Annotated in this window: 19 protein-coding genes and 1 tRNA gene; 9 read left to right on the top strand and 11 right to left on the bottom strand. The window is 49.3% G+C overall.

All coding sequences use genetic code 11. The annotated features are described in order from the left end of the window. The first annotated feature begins 150 nt into the window (after positions 1-150). Positions 151-780 (top strand): peptidylprolyl isomerase, encoded by a 630-nt coding sequence (locus Enr17x_RS23310; RefSeq protein WP_232100829.1) that lies wholly within the window; start codon positions 151-153, stop codon positions 778-780. A gap of 22 nt (positions 781-802) precedes the next feature. Here Enr17x_RS23310 and Enr17x_RS23305 read toward each other — a convergent pair whose 3' ends face one another. Beyond that, the gene (locus Enr17x_RS23305; RefSeq protein ID WP_145312078.1) at positions 803-1,225 is read right to left on the bottom strand and encodes a GNAT family N-acetyltransferase; all 423 of its coding nucleotides are present in this window, start codon (positions 1,223-1,225) and stop codon (positions 803-805) included. Between the two features lie 361 nt (positions 1,226-1,586). Between Enr17x_RS23305 and Enr17x_RS23300 the strand changes: the two genes are divergently transcribed. Both Enr17x_RS23300 and Enr17x_RS23295 read left to right on the top strand, forming a co-directional pair. Then, entirely contained in the window at positions 1,587-2,006 is a 420-nt protein-coding gene (locus tag Enr17x_RS23300) for an FKBP-type peptidyl-prolyl cis-trans isomerase (protein WP_198000756.1), read from the top strand. A gap of 60 nt (positions 2,007-2,066) precedes the next feature. Continuing rightward, positions 2,067-2,609, top strand: coding sequence for an inorganic diphosphatase (locus Enr17x_RS23295; protein ID WP_002647797.1), 543 nt, complete (start codon positions 2,067-2,069; stop codon positions 2,607-2,609). A gap of 91 nt (positions 2,610-2,700) precedes the next feature. On the opposite strand, the gene Enr17x_RS23290 is transcribed toward Enr17x_RS23295, so the two are convergent. The 5 genes from Enr17x_RS23290 to Enr17x_RS23270 all read right to left on the bottom strand — a co-directional run bounded on the left by Enr17x_RS23290 (position 2,701) and on the right by Enr17x_RS23270 (position 8,189). After that, positions 2,701-3,906 (bottom strand): PDZ domain-containing protein, encoded by a 1,206-nt coding sequence (locus Enr17x_RS23290; protein ID WP_145312076.1) that lies wholly within the window; start codon positions 3,904-3,906, stop codon positions 2,701-2,703. A gap of 153 nt (positions 3,907-4,059) precedes the next feature. Then, positions 4,060-4,725, bottom strand: coding sequence for a hypothetical protein (locus Enr17x_RS23285; protein WP_145312075.1), 666 nt, complete (start codon positions 4,723-4,725; stop codon positions 4,060-4,062). Then, entirely contained in the window at positions 4,712-5,242 is a 531-nt protein-coding gene (locus Enr17x_RS23280) for an RNA polymerase sigma factor (RefSeq protein ID WP_145312074.1), read from the bottom strand. The genes Enr17x_RS23285 and Enr17x_RS23280 overlap by 14 nt, the downstream gene beginning before the upstream one ends. Before the next feature lie 395 nt (positions 5,243-5,637). After that, positions 5,638-6,456 carry an NIPSNAP family protein gene (locus Enr17x_RS23275; protein ID WP_145312073.1) on the bottom strand — a complete coding sequence of 273 codons (819 nt, stop codon included), beginning with the start codon at positions 6,454-6,456 and terminating at the stop codon, positions 5,638-5,640. Positions 6,457-6,518: 62 nt separating this feature from the next. Further along, positions 6,519-8,189, bottom strand: a complete 1,671-nt coding sequence (locus Enr17x_RS23270; protein ID WP_232100828.1) for a CocE/NonD family hydrolase — start codon at positions 8,187-8,189, stop codon at positions 6,519-6,521. Positions 8,190-8,568: 379 nt separating this feature from the next. Here Enr17x_RS23270 and Enr17x_RS23265 point away from each other — a divergent pair. Continuing rightward, a tRNA-Thr gene (locus Enr17x_RS23265) sits at positions 8,569-8,641 on the top strand. A gap of 888 nt (positions 8,642-9,529) precedes the next feature. Here the strand turns inward: Enr17x_RS23265 and Enr17x_RS23260 are convergent. The 3 genes from Enr17x_RS23260 to Enr17x_RS23250 all read right to left on the bottom strand — a co-directional run bounded on the left by Enr17x_RS23260 (position 9,530) and on the right by Enr17x_RS23250 (position 10,936). Next, on the bottom strand, positions 9,530-9,964 hold the full coding sequence (locus tag Enr17x_RS23260) for a hypothetical protein (protein ID WP_145312072.1): 435 nt from the start codon (positions 9,962-9,964) through the stop codon (positions 9,530-9,532). An 82-nt stretch (positions 9,965-10,046) separates the two neighbouring features. Then, complete coding sequence (locus tag Enr17x_RS23255) at positions 10,047-10,499, bottom strand: DUF695 domain-containing protein (protein ID WP_145312071.1); 453 nt, start codon at positions 10,497-10,499, stop codon at positions 10,047-10,049. A gap of 200 nt (positions 10,500-10,699) precedes the next feature. Continuing rightward, positions 10,700-10,936 carry a PF20097 family protein gene (locus Enr17x_RS23250; protein WP_145312070.1) on the bottom strand — a complete coding sequence of 79 codons (237 nt, stop codon included), beginning with the start codon at positions 10,934-10,936 and terminating at the stop codon, positions 10,700-10,702. 108 nt (positions 10,937-11,044) lie between these two features. Between Enr17x_RS23250 and Enr17x_RS23245 the strand changes: the two genes are divergently transcribed. The 3 genes from Enr17x_RS23245 (at position 11,045) to Enr17x_RS23235 (ending at position 13,364) form a co-directional block, all read left to right on the top strand. Further along, on the top strand, positions 11,045-11,332 hold the full coding sequence (locus tag Enr17x_RS23245) for a hypothetical protein (protein ID WP_145312069.1): 288 nt from the start codon (positions 11,045-11,047) through the stop codon (positions 11,330-11,332). Between the two features lie 764 nt (positions 11,333-12,096). Beyond that, positions 12,097-12,858: a hypothetical protein gene (locus tag Enr17x_RS23240; protein WP_145312068.1), complete on the top strand. Its 762-nt coding sequence runs from the start codon at positions 12,097-12,099 to the stop codon at positions 12,856-12,858. After that, a complete protein-coding gene (locus tag Enr17x_RS23235) occupies positions 12,858-13,364 on the top strand; it encodes a hypothetical protein (protein WP_145312067.1) in 507 nt (168 codons plus the stop codon). Before Enr17x_RS23240 ends, Enr17x_RS23235 begins: the two co-directional genes overlap by 1 nt. A gap of 251 nt (positions 13,365-13,615) precedes the next feature. Here the strand turns inward: Enr17x_RS23235 and Enr17x_RS23230 are convergent, their stop codons facing one another. Next, on the bottom strand, positions 13,616-13,963 hold the full coding sequence (locus Enr17x_RS23230) for a hypothetical protein (RefSeq protein ID WP_145312066.1): 348 nt from the start codon (positions 13,961-13,963) through the stop codon (positions 13,616-13,618). Between the two features lie 220 nt (positions 13,964-14,183). Next, positions 14,184-14,978: a ZIP family metal transporter gene (locus Enr17x_RS23225; RefSeq protein ID WP_145312065.1), complete on the bottom strand. Its 795-nt coding sequence runs from the start codon at positions 14,976-14,978 to the stop codon at positions 14,184-14,186. 366 nt (positions 14,979-15,344) lie between these two features. On the opposite strand from Enr17x_RS23225, the gene Enr17x_RS23220 reads away from it, so the two are divergent. Further along, entirely contained in the window at positions 15,345-17,921 is a 2,577-nt protein-coding gene (locus Enr17x_RS23220) for a DUF1592 domain-containing protein (protein WP_145312064.1), read from the top strand. Positions 17,922-17,957: 36 nt separating this feature from the next. Further along, complete coding sequence (locus tag Enr17x_RS23215) at positions 17,958-19,301, top strand: DUF1552 domain-containing protein (RefSeq protein WP_145312063.1); 1,344 nt, start codon at positions 17,958-17,960, stop codon at positions 19,299-19,301. The last annotated feature ends 15 nt before the right edge of the window (positions 19,302-19,316 follow it).

Here is a 19,316-nt window from a genome sequence, read left to right as displayed (position 1 = left end):
TCGCGGCGGCTTTTTTTCTTTCTCAATTCATGGCGGGCTCAAGGCATTCTGTCCTGCAGAATCCCTCTTGTGATAAAAACCGAAAATCAATTAGACTTTTATCTCTCTTAAAGACTTTCGAATCCGATCAATTAAACAAGGGGTATCATCGTGTTCTCGATTAAAACGTTTCTGGTCTTTTCCTGGGCTCTGGGAATCACTCTCTTATCAGGTCTTTCTGAAGAAGCATACGCTGCCGCCCCGCAAACGTATCAAGTGAAAATGGAGACAACCAAAGGAACATTTTATATCGATGTAAATCGAAGCTGGTCTCCTAATGGAGCTGACCGGTTTTATGAACTGGTGAATTCCGGTTTTTATAATGACTGTGCGTTTTTTCGCGTGATTGAGGGCTTCATGGCGCAGGTCGGCATCAATGGTGCTCCCGCCACACAAGCAAAATGGCGAGATCAAACCATTCAAGATGACCCCGTCGTGAAATCAAACCTCAGGGGCTATGTCTCGTTTGCGAAAACAGGCGCTCCTAATTCAAGAACAACTCAGATCTTCATCAATTTTGGCGATAACCGCCGCCTGGATCGACATGGTTTTACCCCCTTTGGGATCATTTCACCGAAAGGGATGAAAGTCGTCGATGCCCTCTATTCCGGCTACGGCGAAGGGGCTCCTTCCGGACGTGGTCCCTCTCAGCAAAGAATGCAGCTGGAAGGAAATCAGTATCTGAAGCAGGACTTTCCCCGTTTGGATTACATCACCAAAGCGACTATCGTAAAAAACTAAGCCAGAGCCAAAACGAGAACCATTACTCATTCAAATGAGGTTGAATAAATAACGCCTTTTTTTCACCCGGCAAAGTAAAATCGAAACCACAGTTTTGGAAAAAGACATCGGAGGACGTGACGACCATCACTTCCAGAATATTTCTCTGGCGGGCTCGTTCCAGACAGGCGGTGACCAGTTTTTTGCCGACCCCGATTCCCTGTCGATGTTCGGCGACGACCAGACTGCGAATTTCTGCTAATTTCCGCGAATAAATTTCCAATGAAGCAAATCCGACAATCTCGACATCCTGTTCGACAGCTACAAATCCTGTTTCGACCAGTTCATCCAGTTCTTCTGAAGTGCGAGGGAGAATTTTTCCCTGCTCTACGAAAGGAACAATAAACTCAGCCAGGAGCCTGATATCCTCTTGTTTGGCGGAACGGATGTGAATTTGCTCTGTCATTTCAGGGAAACTTCATTTCATACATCAAATCGGAAAACCGGTCTCGTATTCGGTTAATAAATAAACAGTGACCTACAGATACAAGCCGGGAATACGCTTTTTTAACAGTGAACAATAACATCGTTGCACTCTTTTTCTGAAGTCCAGAAAAGGCGGACTTCCTGATGGTGCAACTCAGAGGCCGATTAGTTATGGTATCTTAAAGACCATTACTGTAACTAAGGCCGCAGTATAATTGATTGCGGAAAGATAAGGTAATGAGTCTATGAAAAAATCTTACTTTTTAGTTTTATGCAGCTGCTTCTGTCTGACATTTGCTGGATGTAAAGGCTATTTTCAGCAGAGAGAACAGGCAGAGCCGATGACCTCCACCAGTTCGAGTAGTCGGGCAGCCAAATCAAGAGTAACAGAAACGGATCTCAACGTGACTGACGAAGCAACACCGGGTTATTCATCGACCCCCTCCGGCTTAAAATACCGCATTGTTCGAGAAGGGGATGGTAGTAAACCAGGACCCCAGGATGAAGTGACCGTCCATTATCGGGGTACACTGGAAGATGGAACCGAATTTGACAGTTCATACAAGCGGGGACAAACGATTTCGTTTCCTCTGGGCGGGGTGATTCCCGGCTGGACCGAAGGGCTACAACTCATCGGTGAAGGCGGCGAAATTGAGCTGATTATCCCCTCTGAACTGGGATACGGAGCGGCAGGTTCGCCTCCCGTGATTCCCCCCAATGCAACGCTTCACTTCAGAGTGGAATTGTTTAAAGTGAATTAGCTTATCATGCGCAACGTGAGCTGATTCTTTATTTTATTAGCGAAATTCAGGAGAGTAACAGTGACCCACTGTTGGCATGATGTGACTCCGGGGCAGAATCTGCCTCGCGATTTCACTGCCGTAATTGAAATTCCCACTTTTTCAAAAGTGAAGTACGAATTGGATAAAACAACGGGCCTGCTCAGGTTGGACCGCATGCTTTATTCCGCCGTTCATTATCCTGCCAACTATGGGTTCATTCCCCAGACTCTGGCCGAAGACGACGACCCGCTTGATGTGTTAGTGCTCTGTCAGGAACCCGTCGATCCATTGACGATTCTTGATGCTCGCGCCATCGGCGTGATGACCATGATCGACAGCGGTAAACCCGATCATAAAATTCTGGCTGTTGCCGTCAATGATCCGGAGTATAATCCGTTCACCGAAGCGTCAGAACTTCCGCCACATCGTCTGGCGATGCTGCGACGTTTCTTTCAGGATTATAAAATGCTCGAAGGGAAGACCGTTGAAGTAGAAGAGTTTCAGTCTGCTTCCGCTGCATTTCCCATCATTGAAGACTCGCTGCAACGATATAGCAGCCAGAGACGTCGCGGCTTTCTATAAGATCTGCCTGCGTTTTGCCGGAAAGCAAAAAGCAGCTATTTCCGTTTGAGAAATAGCTGCTTCAGAAGTGATTGGGTTTTCAGTGCCATGATTAAATCGGGTTATCAACACGCACTTGAGCCGTTGGTATGCGGACTCTCTGTAACGTCACCTTAATCTGTTGCTGAATCGTCGGGTTAAGCTGATTGAGTTCCTGGGTGAACACCTGATTTCCAAGAATCTGATTCACATTCAATGCCGGCCGATTTCCAAGATGATGATCAAGCTCGACCATTCGTACTGATTTATCTTTCGTTCCCCGGCTCAAGAAGACCCGAATAAAGCGGGCGTTACCCTGCAAATGTCCTTTCATCTGGAAGCGAAACGGGGGATTACCCTGCAGCGCCAATTTCAGCTCTCTCAAACGCTCGTTAATCATCATCTGCACATGATCGGGCATATCAACAACCTGATTGCGGATCTCTTTCAGGTTCCCTTTGAATTTCTGCGTCTGAAGCGTGTCGTTGACATCCTGGTAACTGACTTCAACAGAATACCCCTTCTTCAGGTTGCCGATATATAATAAGGAAAGGTTTTGAGTTGAGGTAACCGGGAGATGACTAAAACCCAGAGGAAGTTTCCGTCCCAATGGGTCTGAATCGGTCGATCGGGTGGCAATCGGACCTTCCTGCTTAGGCTTGGGTTGGGAAGGTATTTTCTTTTGGGGGTTCGATGCCTGCGCGGAGTTTTGGCCAACGGGACTGACCGAAAATTTATGAAAACGAAATAGTTTTTCTGTGAGAGTGACTTCGATCAGCTGGTGCTGAGAGGCACGAATGACCCCCAGTTTTATCTTACTCCCTTTGGGGGAATCCATGACAAATTTACGTAACGCATCTGAGGATGTGATGGCTTTACCGTTGAAGGTGGTTAGAACATCAAAGATTTTGATTCCTGCCTGTTGAGCAGGGGAGTCAGGTAAAACCAGTTTCACTCCCACACCCTGACCGGCCTTCATCATGGAATTCAACTGGGCAGCAAGTGCGGCGGGAATTGGTTCAGTCACAATGCCAACAAAGTTGCGTTCCTCTGCTTCTCCCGTCGGGTGGCTGGTGATACGGAACTTCCCTTTGACTGCGTTCGCATTCGTACCATTAGCGGGACGCATCTGATTGGGTTGAGCGGCAACGCGCTTTTGTTTTGTTTCAGCCTGACCGGGTCTCTCTGCCTTTAGAGGCGTCTCATCAGCCAACAACTGTTGTGCTGCGAGTAGAGAGAAAACGATCCCACTGAAAAAGAACCATTGATACTTCTTCATTATTCTGCCTTGGAAATGTTTCAAAAAAGAGCACAAAACCGCACCAGAATTTACAATCAAATTCTGACTTGAAAGTCTCTTCTTTGTGGCCCGTATTAGAATTCCTGCTTATCCGCTAACTGATCACTTTATGTTTTCCGCAATGAATTAACGCTATTGACCATTCCTGTCCGACTCTTCCTTGATCAAGGAAAGGCCAGACTTATTGACGGGAATAAAATCAATCGTTAATTCGGGCATTGACATCTTCACATTGGCCCCCGTTTCCGGATTTTGAACAGTATAGTTCGTCCAGGAACGTTCTGTTCGTTGTTCAACAGGGCCAGATTCCGTGTTGTATAGTGTAATATCAATTGAGTTTTGTACGGTTTTATCGACTTCGGGGGTCAACTCAATTGGTGTACTGCCATGATCAACCACGGCCAAGGCATCTGATTCAATGGGCTTTGTTTCTTGAGGAGTATGTTGTAGCTCTGAGGGCCGAGCCGGTACTGGCTCAGTCGGCGTTTCATTGTTCACAACAGGAGCCTGAGGCGCCGGTTGAAATTGGGTCAACGCAACCACTCCCACAATCACGCAGGCGCAAACCGCGGTGATTAGATAACTCAGCTTGAACTGCCCGTGGCGTTGGTGCTCATTTCGAACGGGAACCCCGTTTCCCAAATGTATTTTCTGCGAAAATCGTTCTTCAAACTCTTCATCAGAAATCTCGGGAAGCTCCTGCAGTTCGAGAGGCATTTCCTTTTGGAAATATTCGCGCAGAACACTCTCCAGCTCATCGTCATTCTCGAGCATTCCTGAAGTGTCATACGGTTTCATGATCTATCCCCACTTTTTCCAACTCTTCACAAAGCCGCTTTCTCGCACGAGAAAGCCGCATGTCAATCGCTGATGTTGATGTATTCAACGCAATTGACATTCGTTTCGATGACCATCCTAGTGCATATCGAAGTACGAGAACCTCACGATCCTCGGCTCGAAGTTGTTGAAGTGATTGCCGGATTCGGCTGTTTCTCTCTTCTTTTTCCAGATCTTCTGACGGATCTGAAGGTTTACCTACAATATTATCCAAAAAATCTGCAGGCCTTGCTGCATGATTTTGCCGTCGGGCATAATCACGCAACCAGTTTTGAGCAACAGTCAAAACCCAGGCCCGGATATTTCGAATTGACTTGACTTCTTGAGATTGTAAACGTACGAACGCTTCCTGCAACGCGTCATATGCACGATCCGCGTCTGAGCATTGAGCATATAGTAATGCCCAAATTTCTCGGCCTTCACGCAAATATACCGCCTCTATTTCTGCCGACCACAGTTTGGCCTGCTTATCAGGCATGCAAATTCCAATACGCTAGAAGAGGGAAATCTAAGTCTATTGGAGAGTGTTAATGGCTTTGCTTCATTTACCAGCTTAACAACACTCGTCTAACTCACATGCACTAGAATAGACGGAACGCCTATCAGAATCTAACGTCGATTCAGGATATTTCCCGTTTCCCGGCAGATTCGACAGCCCTCCGCCACTAGCCTTTAACAACTGTTTCCCGTAATTGTCACCATGCAAGGTACATATCCCGTTGAAAAAAAACAACTTATGATAAATTGCCCAGCTTAAATGTAGAGTATCCCTGCAGATCCGGATTTTCCGGGAAGTTCAGTTATTCCGAGGGGATCACTAAGAATGTCAGTTGGTTTATGAGAGCCAACCTCACATCCAATCACCTGATTCCACTATTGAATCTCGGAGTAAGGCAAAGGCTCCAGGTACCACTTGGTGATCTTTGAAACGGTTCCCTTATATTTCTCCATCTTCTTCATCCGGTCCCACTCGGGATGCTTGATGAATCCCTGCCAGTGCTCGTCATGGACTTCACGATTGGGGCCTGAGAGCATATAGGTCAAGTTCGGCACGTCGTCGCCAATCAGCATTTCCCCGAAGAAAACCGGCCCCAGTTTGACCTCCTTCATAATGTCAATTTCGCCGGAATTGAACATGTCCACTTTTAGACGGGCCAGATGGGCATTACTGCTCTCATATGTTCGCAGCTCAAACAGATGGGGCTCATCCCCTTCCGGCGTTTCGAGGACCGGCATGCCACTGAAGGCTTTCATCAAACGACTTTCAATCCGACTGTACGCAGCCGATTTGTTCGGCAGGGCAAAAAATGCCTCCGCTGCTTGATGATACGCCTCGTCTTTTTCCAGCAGATCATTCACAGCAGAAAACTGTTCCAGGGATTTAAAAGGTATCAGCACATATAACGAATGATCGTTTTTAGGATCTTTTTCCTGGCGGTTACTCTCCGACAGCTTAAAGACGCCAACGCGGTCGATGCCCTGCCGTTTCAATGCCGGCAATAAGGCATTCTTCAGATAATCGCTCACGAGCTTCTGGTTGGCGGTATCGTGAATCCGATACGTGCGCAGTTCATAAAATTCCTGCTTCTGCTTAGGAGCCGCAGAGTGAGCCTTCTGTCCCAAGCCGAGTGCGACGGCTGCTGCCACGCTGCCTGCCAAAAACTGTCTTCGATCTGTTGTATGCTGTGTCATGATGTTCCTCGTTTCGAACTCAGTTGAATATATGTGTTTTCTTCCTGCATGAAAGTGACCGGTTAGGGATTGACCGGTGCGAGAATACGGGAAGCCTGCTTTGGACTATGATGAATTTTGTTCTTCGCCACAACCACTTTTTCCGGAAATTCAATCGTGATTGGCTCTCCGGTATTCGGGTTCGGCTCATAAAACGGTGCGCCGGTCGAAGCAACTGTTACTCGGATTTTGTGGCCTTTGTTAAAGATCTGGCTCAACCAGCCAATATTAAAACCTACTTTGTAAACGTGGCCCGGCTCCATCAGTTTCTGTTGTTCAAAGCCATCCCGATAGCGGGCACGGCGGATCATATCGATGATCAGAATCGAACGGCCATCCGGGTACACATCGGTCACACGCACAATAAAATCGGTATCTTTCGCAGAGGAAGAGACCAAAAGTTCCGCTTTCACATTGCCGGTCCACTCGACCGCTTCTTCCAGTGTATCCGTTGTGAAGGTCAGCACGTTTTCCTGCTGTTCCACTACTCGTGCATCACGTGCACCAGGGAAACCACGTCCTTCAATCTTCGCCGGGTTCAGCGGGTCGGCGATCAACTGGGTAAAGGAATCACCGGCAGTCGGTTTCTTGGTCGATAATTTACCACCGGGCTGCAGGTAGTAAGGTGTTTCTGTAACCGGGATCGGCCAGTCATCTGCCGACCGCCAGAAATTTCCGGGTGCACTGGGCTCACCCACCGCACCCATCACGTAGTACCGCACGTTGGGATCTTTTGTGATGCCGTTCTCCACCCCTTTCAGATAATGATCAAACCAGCGGATCATCTCCGCCACCACATCAAAACTCGCATTTTTCGGATACAGCATCTCGGCGACTTTGTTCCCTTTGTTCGTACGCCCGTGCAACCAGGGGCCGATATACAGTTTCTGCTGACCGCGCGAATTCGGTCCCCCTTTGTGCTGGCGACCGATGTAACTTTGAATCGAGCCAACGCACATGTAATCGTACCAGCTGCCCACTGTGAAACAGGGGACGTTCATTTTATCGAAATGCAGCGTGCAGTCTTCGTCTTTCCAGTACTCATCATAGTCAGGGTGCGAAAACCATTCTTTCATCAACGCCCGGTTATGAGCAGCAACGCGGCAGACACGGTCCATACCCTTGAACCGATTCGGCTTCGCGGCCCCGCCGATGAAGTAACCTTCGTGGTAGAGACTCAGTCCTGTATCAATCATAAACTGGCAGACCAGATGTGGTGGCTGAGTGACGGCCAGATAGTTCTGAGCATAGCCCCCCTGAGAACTGCCAAACGTTCCAATCTTTCCGGTCGACCAAGGCTGTTTCGCCAGCCATTCAACGACGTCGTAGCCATCCCGTTTCTCGCCCCACTGCAGATCGCGATAGCCCACCCAGGTCCCTTCAGACTTCTGAGAACCGCGAAAGTTCACCGCGCACACGACATAATCGTGGCCCGCCATCTCAGCAAACGCACGCCGTGCCCCGGTGCTCCGCAGACTGGCGTACCGCTGTTCCATCAACACCGGCCAGGGGCCTTTACCTTTGGGATAATAAAGATAAGCCGATAGCTTGACGCCATCCCGCATCGGGATCATTACATGTTTTTCGTTGACCCCTTTCTCAAATTCGAGTGGCGGGGCTTCCTGCGCCGAAAGGACAGGGGTGAAGAGAAGCAGTAACATCATCATCAGGCAGGCATTGGCCAGTTTTCGCATGGGAATGTCTCCGGCTGGAAGTTCAAGGCGGGAAATGATCTCCTTCGATTGTGGCTAACCGCCGCCCATTCAGCAAGCATAAACGCCGCTCGATCTGAAGACCGGGCCGGGATCCAGCAGAATCGTCACAGTTGATACCCCCGCTGTTTTCATGAGATCAGCGTGAATTGATCCTGCTGTTTCCGCTGTCTATTCCGGCCGGGAAATCCATTTTTCAGCGATGAAATGGGGGCTGAATCCTTTCGAAAACCGAAAAAAGGGGGTATGCTACCGCCAGAGCGGGCCTCAAATGTTTTTCAGCGAGCCCCCTCAAATCGTTTCCCCCCAGGCGAACCAAAGTCGCCGCTGATGAATCTATCTTGATATCAACCGGGAACACGCCGCCGTAGCTCAGTTGGCAGAGCGACGCATTCGTAATGCGTAGGTCAGGAGTTCGACTCTCCTCGGCGGCTCTTTTTCTTGCCTCTTTTCTTTCCACCCTTGTAGCTCTTTGGCAGAATAACTGACTCTCCATCCGTAAGTTCCAGGTTCGATGTCTGGATCGGGCAGCTACTCATTACGCGATCGCTTGTGCTGTTTACTGAACCAGCTCACCAGCTTCATATCTGAACATCCACAACCTCCTGCTGAAGAAATTTATCTTGACGGCAACCCGCGCATCGGCATGATCATGCGGAGATAACGTCGGGCGCGCGAGTGAGCACTACGAGTTCAGTTAAGATTCCTGTACGACTGCGAAAATCAGCACCATAAAACCCGCTCGTTTCAGCACGATTTTCAAAACGCCTGCTCCCATGCACCTCAATTATCAAACGACATCGCACCGCATCACGCCACTTTCTTGGGGCTTCACAAAGACTTTCCAGTTGATCGCGTGTCGTTTGCAGGAAAAAGAAGCGACTCCCGCTTGACGCATCCACGCCCCTGAAGATGATGTGCATCGCAAAGTTTCTATTTTCATTCCATCCATGGGTAAGATCGAATGCACATCCGAACTGAGCGCACCAAGTAGGAAACCAACAGAGCAACAAACAAAACCAAATCATAAATTTCTCCATCTGGCGTAGGTGCGGTAACCATGTGACCGCCCGCCTGGCGAATCACAATTCGAAATCGCTGCTGAAATGGAACCAGAACCACCGCACTACTATGAGCGTTCGGTGGAACTGTTGGCTTGCCAACAGTGATCGGATCCAGCAAACAAATCCTACCAGATATCACCGGCAGTACTTCAGATGAACATCCAGCAGTGGTGCAACGAAATGTCGGCAGGAATGGAAATCAAAGTATTGGGGCACCTTTATCTTTCTGTGAGCCCTTTTGGGTGCAGTTCCCTTGTTTCATTGATCGACATCCAATACCGATGCCGCTTCGATACCCGCCCCCCGGATCACAATCTCACCTTCAGGAAATGTTGGATTCTGCAAATATGCTTCGTCGTCGGTTGGCGGTGGTTGCTTCCACTTCTGCCCGGAGTTCCATACACCTTCAATTTTCACCGTTCGTCCTACCATTTTTCTTAATGTTTCCGCTGGGACGGCCTCGGTTGGTCGGATCGGTGTTTCACCAACCATGAATTCATGCCCCAGCCACGCCTCTACGCTCTTCACATCCTGAGGGTAGTACTCCAGAATTCCTTCAGCAGTTTTGGTTACAGTTGGTTGAGCAGCGGTTTCTGCCGCTTTCTCTGGTTCGCGCGGGACATCTCCGTCCTCTCTAGCGCATGAAACCAAAAGCCCTGTCGCAAACACAATCAGAATTTGGCGCGCGTTCATTGTTGGTTCTTTCGGCTAACTCAAATCAAAAACTCCTGTCCCCTTAATCTGTCTGAAGTTTTGATTTGAGTTCAGGCAATGGTTATGTTTCCCAGTGTTTCAGGTAGTAATTCGCGAATTCCCAATCCTTATCGAGTTCCATTCTGAAGTCGAACGGCCGGATGTGCTTGTCATTTTGAATGATGTCCGTCAAGAACGCATTCACAACTTTGGGATCATAGACACGATAAAGGAACTGGCGGGTTCCATTCCATGTGATTCGCGCGAGAAAAAGTGCATTGCCATCGGCCTTGATGTTTTCGTCGAAGTGATCACCAATCTGGTCGAGGATGACATTTTCGTCGAGTGTGGGCATTCCGTTGTCAGCGAGTTCGGCGCAATCCACGATGATGGAAAGGTGCCACGCAAACACGATCTTGGGATCGAAGTTGGCGAGCGATTGATTGACAACGCAAATCGCAGGCAGGTCGTCCTCGGTCCATTCGAGGACGGCGAAAACCTCATCAGGAATGACGACTCGGTATTCTTCTGACATGGGAACGACCGTGATTTGAAAATATCACTATTGAAAGACAGAATGAACTTCTATCTAAAGTTATCAGGATATTGTGCAGTGTCAACTGAAACTCATTAGAAGGCAAGAAAGGGGGGCTGGACTCTATAATCTAAGATTCCAAACCCCTTTTTCTGTCCACGGCAGGAATGGAAGTCTAGGCTTCTGGACACTTTTTTCTGTCACTCCGCGTAAGACCGCAACAGGCCACACTGGGGACAGCGATAAGCAATGACCGGCCGAATTTTCGACTTGTCCAACTTGAGATTCTGCTGATTGACCTTCAGCCCAAAGAACGTTTCCGGCTCCACTTCGCCGGGATGCCACAAAGACTGGACCGCACGATAGTACGCATTGTCCGGCTGAAATCCTTTTTCCATCGCACACGCACAATCAGGACATTGAGGAATCGCGTTCATGGGATACTTTCGGTTTATTTAAAGTGCTGCTTAAAAATTTGTGAGCAGTTAATTTCGCTGATTCTGATTTGGTTGGTAATCAGAATTCAAACTTCTTACGATAAGTTCATGAAAAATAAACTCAACAATATTATAGGCGGGCTCAGTGCCTTATTTGATAATCTTTATTTTCTTCTCGTTCTCTCTGCGGTGCCTCTCATTTTAAGCTACTTTGTACCGGAGTGGGGCGATTTCACTTTTCGATTACTGCTCTGGGGGATCTTTCTTACCTTTCTCGGGTTTTACTCCTACAGATTCCGCAGCAGTAAGCCGGGAGATGCACTGGTTCTGACCGGTTTCGTTTTTATCATCACGGCACTCATCAAACATTTTATCGTTCCGTTATGGCCCTTCTAAGAAAAAGAGCCCCAACAAATCGACCAGTCTCTTTCAAGGTCATCTCAACGATCACAGGTATGAAATCCCCGTCTTCAGAGGCATCCCGTCCCTGGGCTTGTACACTTCCCACCTCATTAGCGAACCATTCCCCGAAATGGCATCAAAAGCGGCGTCCGGTCAACGGGGTGATATCTGTGGCGATCACACTGAGAAATGAATTTGTGACGTTTCAGGATGTTTATAGACGTGAGTAACGAAGTTCGATTCTGTCTTAGGGAGAGGCATAAGGAATCAAAGGTGATCCCGTCGTGTACTTCTTCAACGTGCTTCTTAATGGCCTCGAAGACGCGGTGATTTCTTCTGTTTAAAATTCGTACAAAGTGGGGCATGATCTCGCCTCGGTGCGCAGGAGTAAAGACTCAATCACAGGCGCGCAAAATTCCCGTGATTGACTTCCTTGGTTGTGATGGTCCAGATTCCGAACAGACCAAAAAGAAACGCGGATATGAATTATCGATCGTGATCATCTACAGCAGATCACACGCGGCCGCCACCTGGCGAATAGGGGAGTAGGTTGGCCCAAAGTATATCAAACGTTCAGAGGTCCGCAATGCAAAACTGAAATGATTTTTCAGATTGTTTTCTGGTAGGTTGAGAGCCGCATTATTTCCTGGGAAATAATCCAGTACACCTGAGACTTGAAATGTACACATTCAGACTGAACAATAAAGCTACATTTCTCAATAGCAAAAGCAGGCACGCTTTCAAAACAGGTGATTGTTGTGAGTGAAGATATCGAGTTACCCGGAAAAGGAGATCTTAGAGATCTTCCCTTAGCTTCAATAGCAGTCTATGCCATTCGTTGCGCGTTGAGGGTTCAACCGGTGTGGGCCCTATGGGAAAAACCAACAGCAGAATACAAAGAGGCCATTATTCAACTGAGAGCGGCATATAGAATACTGGCTTACTCAGGCTACACCGAAGCTGACGCCAAAGCCGCATATGAAGCCGCTTATGTCGCCTACGAAGCTGCCAACGCTTCCAGCGATTCCAACGCCATTGCCTCTGCCAACGCTGCCAATGCTGCCGCCAGCGCAGCAAGTGCTGCTTACAACGCTGCCAGGCACAATGCTTCTGACGCCGCGAACGCCGCGAACGCCGCCGCTTTAGCATCCAGAGCATCTCATGCCGCGATCGCCGCCAGAAAGGATTACTTACGGTTGGCAGAAATGGAAACAGAAGTTTCCGATGCCTCAGAAACCGGTCCGCTGGGGGATCTCTGGGGAGGGGCTGCACCTGATTGGTATATCAAAGCTAAAGCAATGTTTAACAAAACGATAGCTGGATGGGGGGGGGAGTCGGGTGAGAATATAGAGATTGATCTTGGAGAAGAACTTTCAGTTTATATTGATCCAGGTGACGCACCCTCTGAGTTAATCACTGATTTATATATTGCTCTAAATGCGTTATTTAAAGCTCATGGGGGACCTGGATTAGAAATTGCTGGTGAAAAATTTCGTATACTGAAGGGGGAGTTGATCTGATGAGTATGACTCCCTATGAAGATGACCCGGTCTTAAATGACGGCGAAGTTGAAGAGTTACAGATCGTTCAAAAAAATGAGTTGATTTCCGTCGATGAAAATCAACCTGTCGCTAAAAATAAAGGATTTATCGATACGATACGAAGTTTATTTGGAATGAAATCACTCTATCTCGTAGATCGATTTGCAGAAGCGAAAGTCCGGATAGAAGAAGTAGAACACGAGGCGAAATTAATGGATGCCAAAGCTAGGTTGCTGGAAGCCAAGGGGAACTACGAAATGAAACAAGCTGAAGCAAAAAAAATAATTGCAGAAGCTAATCAAATTGACTCCGAAACCGCGAAAAAGGAAATCCAACAGAAAGACGATCAGCTTTATCATATGGTAAAGGATTATGATGTAGAGGAAGCAGTGGAACTACTGCAGGATGTAATTGATGAACTGAAATATAAATATAATGCTAATGTTGAAGTTATACCCCCCAAATCAATTGAGGGGCCAGATTAAGTTCACAAGGTTTCTCCTATTTCAAACCCAAAATTCAGACTCAAACCGCTGTCTCACCATAGTCCGCAATTCTACCGTCCTTTCATTCTGCTGATTCACTCGACAACATTAAAGGGGTCTGGACTCAATTCAAAACTTCGGAACACTTTAGCAGCCCCCAGAGGCTGGCAGCTATATTCAAAGTCAGGTTAAAAACGGGGTGGTGGAGATTGGCATGATGAAGCACCGTGCTTCCTGGTATGCCCATTCATTCAGAGTTTTGCTTCAACTAAGAGAATCACCTCGCGGGGTACCCACGTGGGACGCCTTTCTGTGCCAATCACAAGACCTTTTGAATCTACGCATATTAATTTGCCAGAAATACTTGTTTTTGCACCATTTAACGAGCTTGTTGTCGGGCTCACCGGCAATGGTGCAGCGACTCCAAGTGCATCACGTCTGAACTGGATGTTTACTTCCTTACCAATCCATTGATGCAGTCCGTCACGCGATATCTTAGAGGATTCACTTTGCGACGTCTCAGAATTTATTTTAGAGACACATCCTGAAAGGGCAATCAGTAGACCAAAGCTGGTAAATAGCAACCGTTTATTATTCATGTTTTTCTTTCGTCAAAAATTCATTGGTGTTTCAGGGCAAGATCATGAACACCGTTTATGACTACTGTTTAAAAAACGAAACTAAAGTCACATTGGATCAATTAGAAATTCATAAATGTGCAATTTCTGTCGGGAAATATGAAAGGGGGCTGGACTCAATTCAATAATTCCTGACCATTTTTCTCTTCTCATAGTCTGTGAATCCCGATTAGCCAGACGTTTAAAAATGATGTGCTTCGCCCATCACGAAGCGCACGAAAGCTGTGATAATCAGGCCGGCAACCATCGCCAGAAAGCAACTTCTTTTTCCACAGTGTTCAATTAACGAAGCATGTTTCATTTCGTGCAGCGTACCCATATAGAGGAACGTGCCGGCTCCCAGTGAAAGCACGATGGCTTTGATTATTGCGGCAGAAAGGGAAAGTTCATTGTGAATGAATCCACCAAAAAGTATTCCCAGCGGAGTGATCAACGCAAAAGCAGTAAATAGAATGACTGTTTGCGATCGAGAGAGCGTGCTGCGAACCATTGTGAGCATCAAGGCAAAGGCCGCTGTTCCTTTATGGAGAATAATCGCGAAGAAGATTAATGTCGCATCGGTATTGTCACTCATTCCCAGGGATGTGCCTAAAAAGAATGAGGGAAGTGCGATCATCGTTGTCATGACCAGCGGGATGCGTGCAGGCAGCCGTCCATTTTGGATCTTGATTCGTTCTCTCTCGATGGAATGCATCGTCATGTGCTCCATCGCAAGCAGTCCTAAAAAGGCAATGATGGCAATGACGGAACCGATGGGATAATTGATTTCGGGAAGCTGCTGTTGAAAAATGTGAAAGGAGGCGGGGAGTAACATTGTCAATGAAAGCGCAAGAAAAACGCCGGAAGAAAACGCTTCCCCTCGCGGGAAGCCCCCATTCGTGCGGACCTGTCCCGGTTTGACAAATGGAAAATACCCCCCGGCAAAAGCAATCAACAAGATAATGAAGAGATGAACCCATTGGATTACTGAAAGCATAAAGGCGGCGATTCGAAGTGTGGTTTGATGGATTTATTTAAAGTATGCCTGTTGCCAGACTTGGAAACAAGAAAGGGGGCTGCGTTCAAATCAAAATTTCCTGACGTCTTATTCTATTCATCAGAATCAGCTCATATCAACAATGCTGATCCTCTACTGCTAAGTTAATGGAAATTCAGTTGATGCCCTATCAGACAGTTCTCTTCGAAAAGTCATCCTGATATTCATATTTCCCCAAAAAATATGATGAATTTGTCGCAGAGTGATTTAGAATGACGAATTACCTGCGGTGGTTCCTTTTTACGCGGGAGGTGCCTGGGTGTTTTCCTTTTCTTGATCTGGTCTGATAATACAGGAATGCGCTTCATGTCCTGGTTGTTTCGATGTTTGGTTCTGGCTGTTTTCCTGCTGGCAGGTTGTGACGGACGGTCTGATCTGGCTTGGGGGCAGGCTTCGGTATCCGCCGTTGATGCGGGTGGGTTTCGGAAGACGGTGACGCCGTTTTTTCAGTCCTATTGTTTGAAGTGCCACAAGGCGGGGAGTAAAGACAACGAGTTTCGCGTGGATGCGAGCCTCGCGAATGATTTTTCAGATCCGGCGAGTAAAGCGAAGTGGGAAGAGATCGTCAATGTGCTCAACGGTCACGAGATGCCGCCCGAAGGGGAGCGGGCGCCTCGGGCCGCTGAGGTCGCGCAGGTCGTCGACTGGATCACGGGGCAGATTGTCAAAGCCGAGCTATCCAAACGGGATTCTTCGATTGTGCTGCGGCGGCTGAATCGGGCCGAGTATCGGAATACGATTCGGGATCTCGTCGGCGTGGACTTTGATCCGGCCGGTTTCCCGCAGGACCCGCCTGCCGGAGGCTTTGATAATAACGGCGGGGCACTCACTCTCTCGCCCCTGCATCTGGAACTCTATCTGGAAGCCGCACGGAAGATACTGGATCTGGCGCTGGTCGAAACGAGTCAGCCCCCCGTTTTGAAATGGCGGATTCAACCCGATTCGGGCGACTCGGATCGGAACCGGGTTAATTACGATGGCCAGCGCATCATTGTCAACGGCGGTAAGAATCCGGTAGAGAACGGGTTCAAGGTTCTGCATCACAATCGTTGGGATAAAAAACTTAATGCGCGGGATTTCAAGCTGCCTTACGCCGGCTCTTATCTGATTCGCATTCGCGCTGCCGGGAAAGTTCCTGATCGGGCGGCAGTGGTGGCTTCTGCGAAAGCGGCGCTGCAATATCGGATGGAACAGCAGAACCGTAAGAACCCCAAAGGGGCGAAATGGACGGCACAGCAGTTCGAACGCGACCTGGAACATTTCCGAACCGATCCGATGTACGACTATGGTGCGCCACGGTTGAAATTCACACAGCATCTGGGGGGACAACCGAAAGTGCTGGCTGAGCTGGATGTCGACGCGCCGCTCTCAAATCCCAAAGTGTATGAGTTTCCCGGCTACTTCACGACTGAAAAGGCGGGGGTGACGATTGAATATGCCTATGATATTCCCCGCGTACTGGAGAATTTCTGGATGCAGACCGGCGATGAGTTCGCCCGCCCGGAACTGTATGTGGACTGGATCGAAATTGAGGGGCCGCACTATGAAATGTGGCCGCCGGCCAGTCATCGGCAGATCATGGGGAAGCATGCGAACAAGCCCCGCGATGAGCGGGCTGCAGCGAAAGAAATCCTCGGGCGGCTGATGCGGCGTGCCTATCGTCGGCCTGTGACTGAAGAGGAGATCGACGCGAAACTGAAACTGTTTGTCGCTGCGCGGAAAGAGGCTCCGTCCTTTATCACGGCCCTCAAGGTGCCTTTGTCGGCGGTGTTAATCTCTCCGCATTTTCTGTATCTGGCGGAAACGCCGCGAACGACGGGAGATGGTCAGACGGGATCAAGAAAATTAAACGACTATGAACTGGCCTCGCGGCTGTCGTATTTTCTCTGGTCAACGATGCCGGATGAAGAACTGCTGAGTGCCGCCGCGAATGGCAGGTTAACGCAGCCGACAGAATTAAATCGACAGGTCGACCGGATGCTGGCCGATCCGCGGGCGAGCGCGTTCACGAAAAACTTTGCCGGCCAATGGCTGGGTCTGCGGGAAGTGGGCGCGAATCCGCCGGCCGCCGATTTATATCCCCGCTATGATCGCCATCTGGAAACGTCGATGGTCGCGGAGTCAGAGGCATTTTTCTCTGAGATCCTGCAGCATGATCTCAACGTGATGAATTTGGTGAGCTCCGAGTTTGTGGTGATCAACGAACGTATGGCCCGCTTTTACGGGATTCCGGGAGTGAAAGGAGATCACTTTCGCCGCGTGAATGTGCCCGCAGGCGTCCATCGCGGCGGGATTGTGACGCAGGCGTCTGTGTTGACAATTACGTCGAATGGAACACGGACTTCGCCGGTCAAGCGGGGGACATGGGTCATGAAAAATCTGCTCGGTCTCGATCCAGGGCTACCGGTGGCGAACGTGGGAGACATCGCGCCTAAGGTGCCCGGCATCGACAAGGCGACGGTACGGAAGCGGCTGGAGATTCACCGAGAGCTGCCGCAGTGCGCACGCTGCCATAATAAAATTGATCCACTGGGATTCGCCCTTGAGAATTTCAACGCCGCCGGTTCATGGCGCGAGCAGGAAGGCTTTGGCTATAAAGGGCGCGTTGGTCGGAATGATCCGGTCATCGATGCGTCGGCCCAGATGCCGGACGGAATGAAGTTCGAGGGCGTGGATGGTTTGCGGGACGCGTTGTCGAAACAGGAGACGCTGTTTTTAAAATGTTTAAGCGGGAAACTGCTGACGTATGCGTTGGGACGCGAGTTGGGAGTTGCCGACAATCCGACCATTGATCGGGCGGTGAGCAAGATGAAAGAAAACGATACAACACTGAGGTCGCTGATCAAATTCGTGGTGCTCTCAGAGCCGTTTCGATCAAAATAATTAAACCGCCGCATGTCGGCGCAGGGAGACACGTTAATGACTGCATTTCCACAAGAGCCAATGTCGCGGCGGCATATGCTGAAAGGGCTGGGAGTCTGCTTGAGCCTGCCGCTGCTGGATGCGATGATTCCCTCTGCGTATGCCCGGCCTTCCACATTCAAGGCCTGGACGCAGTCGGCGGGAAAGCATCCGCGGATGATCTGCTGTTATGTACCTAATGGCGTGAATATTCTGGAGTGGGTGCCTGCGACGTCGGGGAAGTCGTATCAACTTTCACCAACACTCTCAGCACTCAAAGAACATCAGCGCGAGTTCAGCGTTATCTCTGGAGTGGGGCATCCGTCTTCCAAAGGGGGACACGCGGGCGCGGACACCTGGTTGACCGGCGCGGATTTATCGGCGGTGCCCGGCAGCGATTATGCGAATACGGTTTCCGCCGATCAGATCGTCGCAGAACATCATGGAAAACAGACGCGATTTCCATCGCTGCAGATTTCCGATGCATCGGGCACGGGTAGCGCGGGGCACAGTCACACACTGTCGTTTGATCGCAGCGGCACGCCGATGCCCGCGGAGAACTCGGCGCAGCGTCTGTTTGAACGACTGTTTGTTCCTGAAACCAAAGCAGGCAAGCAGGCGACGCTCAAACGATATGCCGAGCGGAAATCGATTCTGGACAGTGTGCTCTCGGATGCGAATGCGCTCAACCAAAAACTGGGGAAGAAAGACCAGCAGAAACTGGACGAGTATTTCAATTCGGTCCGTGAAACCGAGCAGCGGGTGACGCGTCTGGAATCGTGGATTGATGTGCCGAAGCCGAAAGTCGATCCGGTGGGATTGCAGCTCAACAGTCAGTCGGGCAATGCGCATGACCGGCCGATGTGGATTGATGTGATGCTCGAAATTTCCTATCTCGCTTTTGCGACCGATACCACGCGCGTGATTACGTTTGAATGGTCGCGGGAAGCGGGCGGCTATGGCGGGGGCGGAGAGAATCACCACGAACTGTCGCATCATGGTGGTGATGCCGGGATGTTGAACAAGCTGGCGGTGATTGACCGATTCCATCTGTCCAAGCTGGCACGGTTCATGACGCTGCTCAAATCAACGCAGGAAGCGGGGAGCAACATGCTGGATAAGACGATTGTGATGTATGGATCGGGAATGAACTCGGGCAAAGGGGGCGAGCACTCTCCCAAGAACCTGCCCACACTGATTGCCGGCGGACAGCAGCTGGGATTGAAGCAGGGGCAGCATCTCTCCTTTGATGTGGAGAAGCATCCACCGTTGAGTAATCTGCTATTGTCGATGATTCAGGCGATGGGAGTCGAAACGGATCGGTTCCAGGATTCGACATCGACGTTGACCGGGCTGGTCTAATTTTGTTTTGATCAC

The sequence above is a fragment of the Gimesia fumaroli genome (assembly GCF_007754425.1).
GTDB classification, from domain to species: domain Bacteria; phylum Planctomycetota; class Planctomycetia; order Planctomycetales; family Planctomycetaceae; genus Gimesia; species Gimesia fumaroli.
Note: the sequence above shows the minus strand (reverse complement) of the source record. Positions and strands in the feature narration are given on the sequence as shown.

Coding starts and splice junctions, on each gene's coding strand:
- Enr17x_RS23275 (WP_145312073.1), bottom strand. CDS start 6,456: ATGACACAGCATACAACAGATCGAAGACAGTTTTTGGCAGGCAGCGTG.
- Enr17x_RS23230 (WP_145312066.1), bottom strand. CDS start 13,963: ATGAATAATAAACGGTTGCTATTTACCAGCTTTGGTCTACTGATTGCC.
- Enr17x_RS23280 (WP_145312074.1), bottom strand. CDS start 5,242: ATGCCTGATAAGCAGGCCAAACTGTGGTCGGCAGAAATAGAGGCGGTA.
- Enr17x_RS23290 (WP_145312076.1), bottom strand. CDS start 3,906: ATGAAGAAGTATCAATGGTTCTTTTTCAGTGGGATCGTTTTCTCTCTA.
- Enr17x_RS23220 (WP_145312064.1), top strand. CDS start 15,345: ATGTCCTGGTTGTTTCGATGTTTGGTTCTGGCTGTTTTCCTGCTGGCA.
- Enr17x_RS23260 (WP_145312072.1), bottom strand. CDS start 9,964: ATGAACGCGCGCCAAATTCTGATTGTGTTTGCGACAGGGCTTTTGGTT.
- Enr17x_RS23245 (WP_145312069.1), top strand. CDS start 11,045: ATGAAAAATAAACTCAACAATATTATAGGCGGGCTCAGTGCCTTATTT.
- Enr17x_RS23250 (WP_145312070.1), bottom strand. CDS start 10,936: ATGAACGCGATTCCTCAATGTCCTGATTGTGCGTGTGCGATGGAAAAA.
- Enr17x_RS23255 (WP_145312071.1), bottom strand. CDS start 10,499: ATGTCAGAAGAATACCGAGTCGTCATTCCTGATGAGGTTTTCGCCGTC.
- Enr17x_RS23225 (WP_145312065.1), bottom strand. CDS start 14,978: ATGCTTTCAGTAATCCAATGGGTTCATCTCTTCATTATCTTGTTGATT.
- Enr17x_RS23285 (WP_145312075.1), bottom strand. CDS start 4,725: ATGAAACCGTATGACACTTCAGGAATGCTCGAGAATGACGATGAGCTG.
- Enr17x_RS23215 (WP_145312063.1), top strand. CDS start 17,958: ATGACTGCATTTCCACAAGAGCCAATGTCGCGGCGGCATATGCTGAAA.
- Enr17x_RS23235 (WP_145312067.1), top strand. CDS start 12,858: ATGAGTATGACTCCCTATGAAGATGACCCGGTCTTAAATGACGGCGAA.
- Enr17x_RS23305 (WP_145312078.1), bottom strand. CDS start 1,225: ATGACAGAGCAAATTCACATCCGTTCCGCCAAACAAGAGGATATCAGG.
- Enr17x_RS23300 (WP_198000756.1), top strand. CDS start 1,587: ATGACCTCCACCAGTTCGAGTAGTCGGGCAGCCAAATCAAGAGTAACA.
- Enr17x_RS23270 (WP_232100828.1), bottom strand. CDS start 8,189: ATGCGAAAACTGGCCAATGCCTGCCTGATGATGATGTTACTGCTTCTC.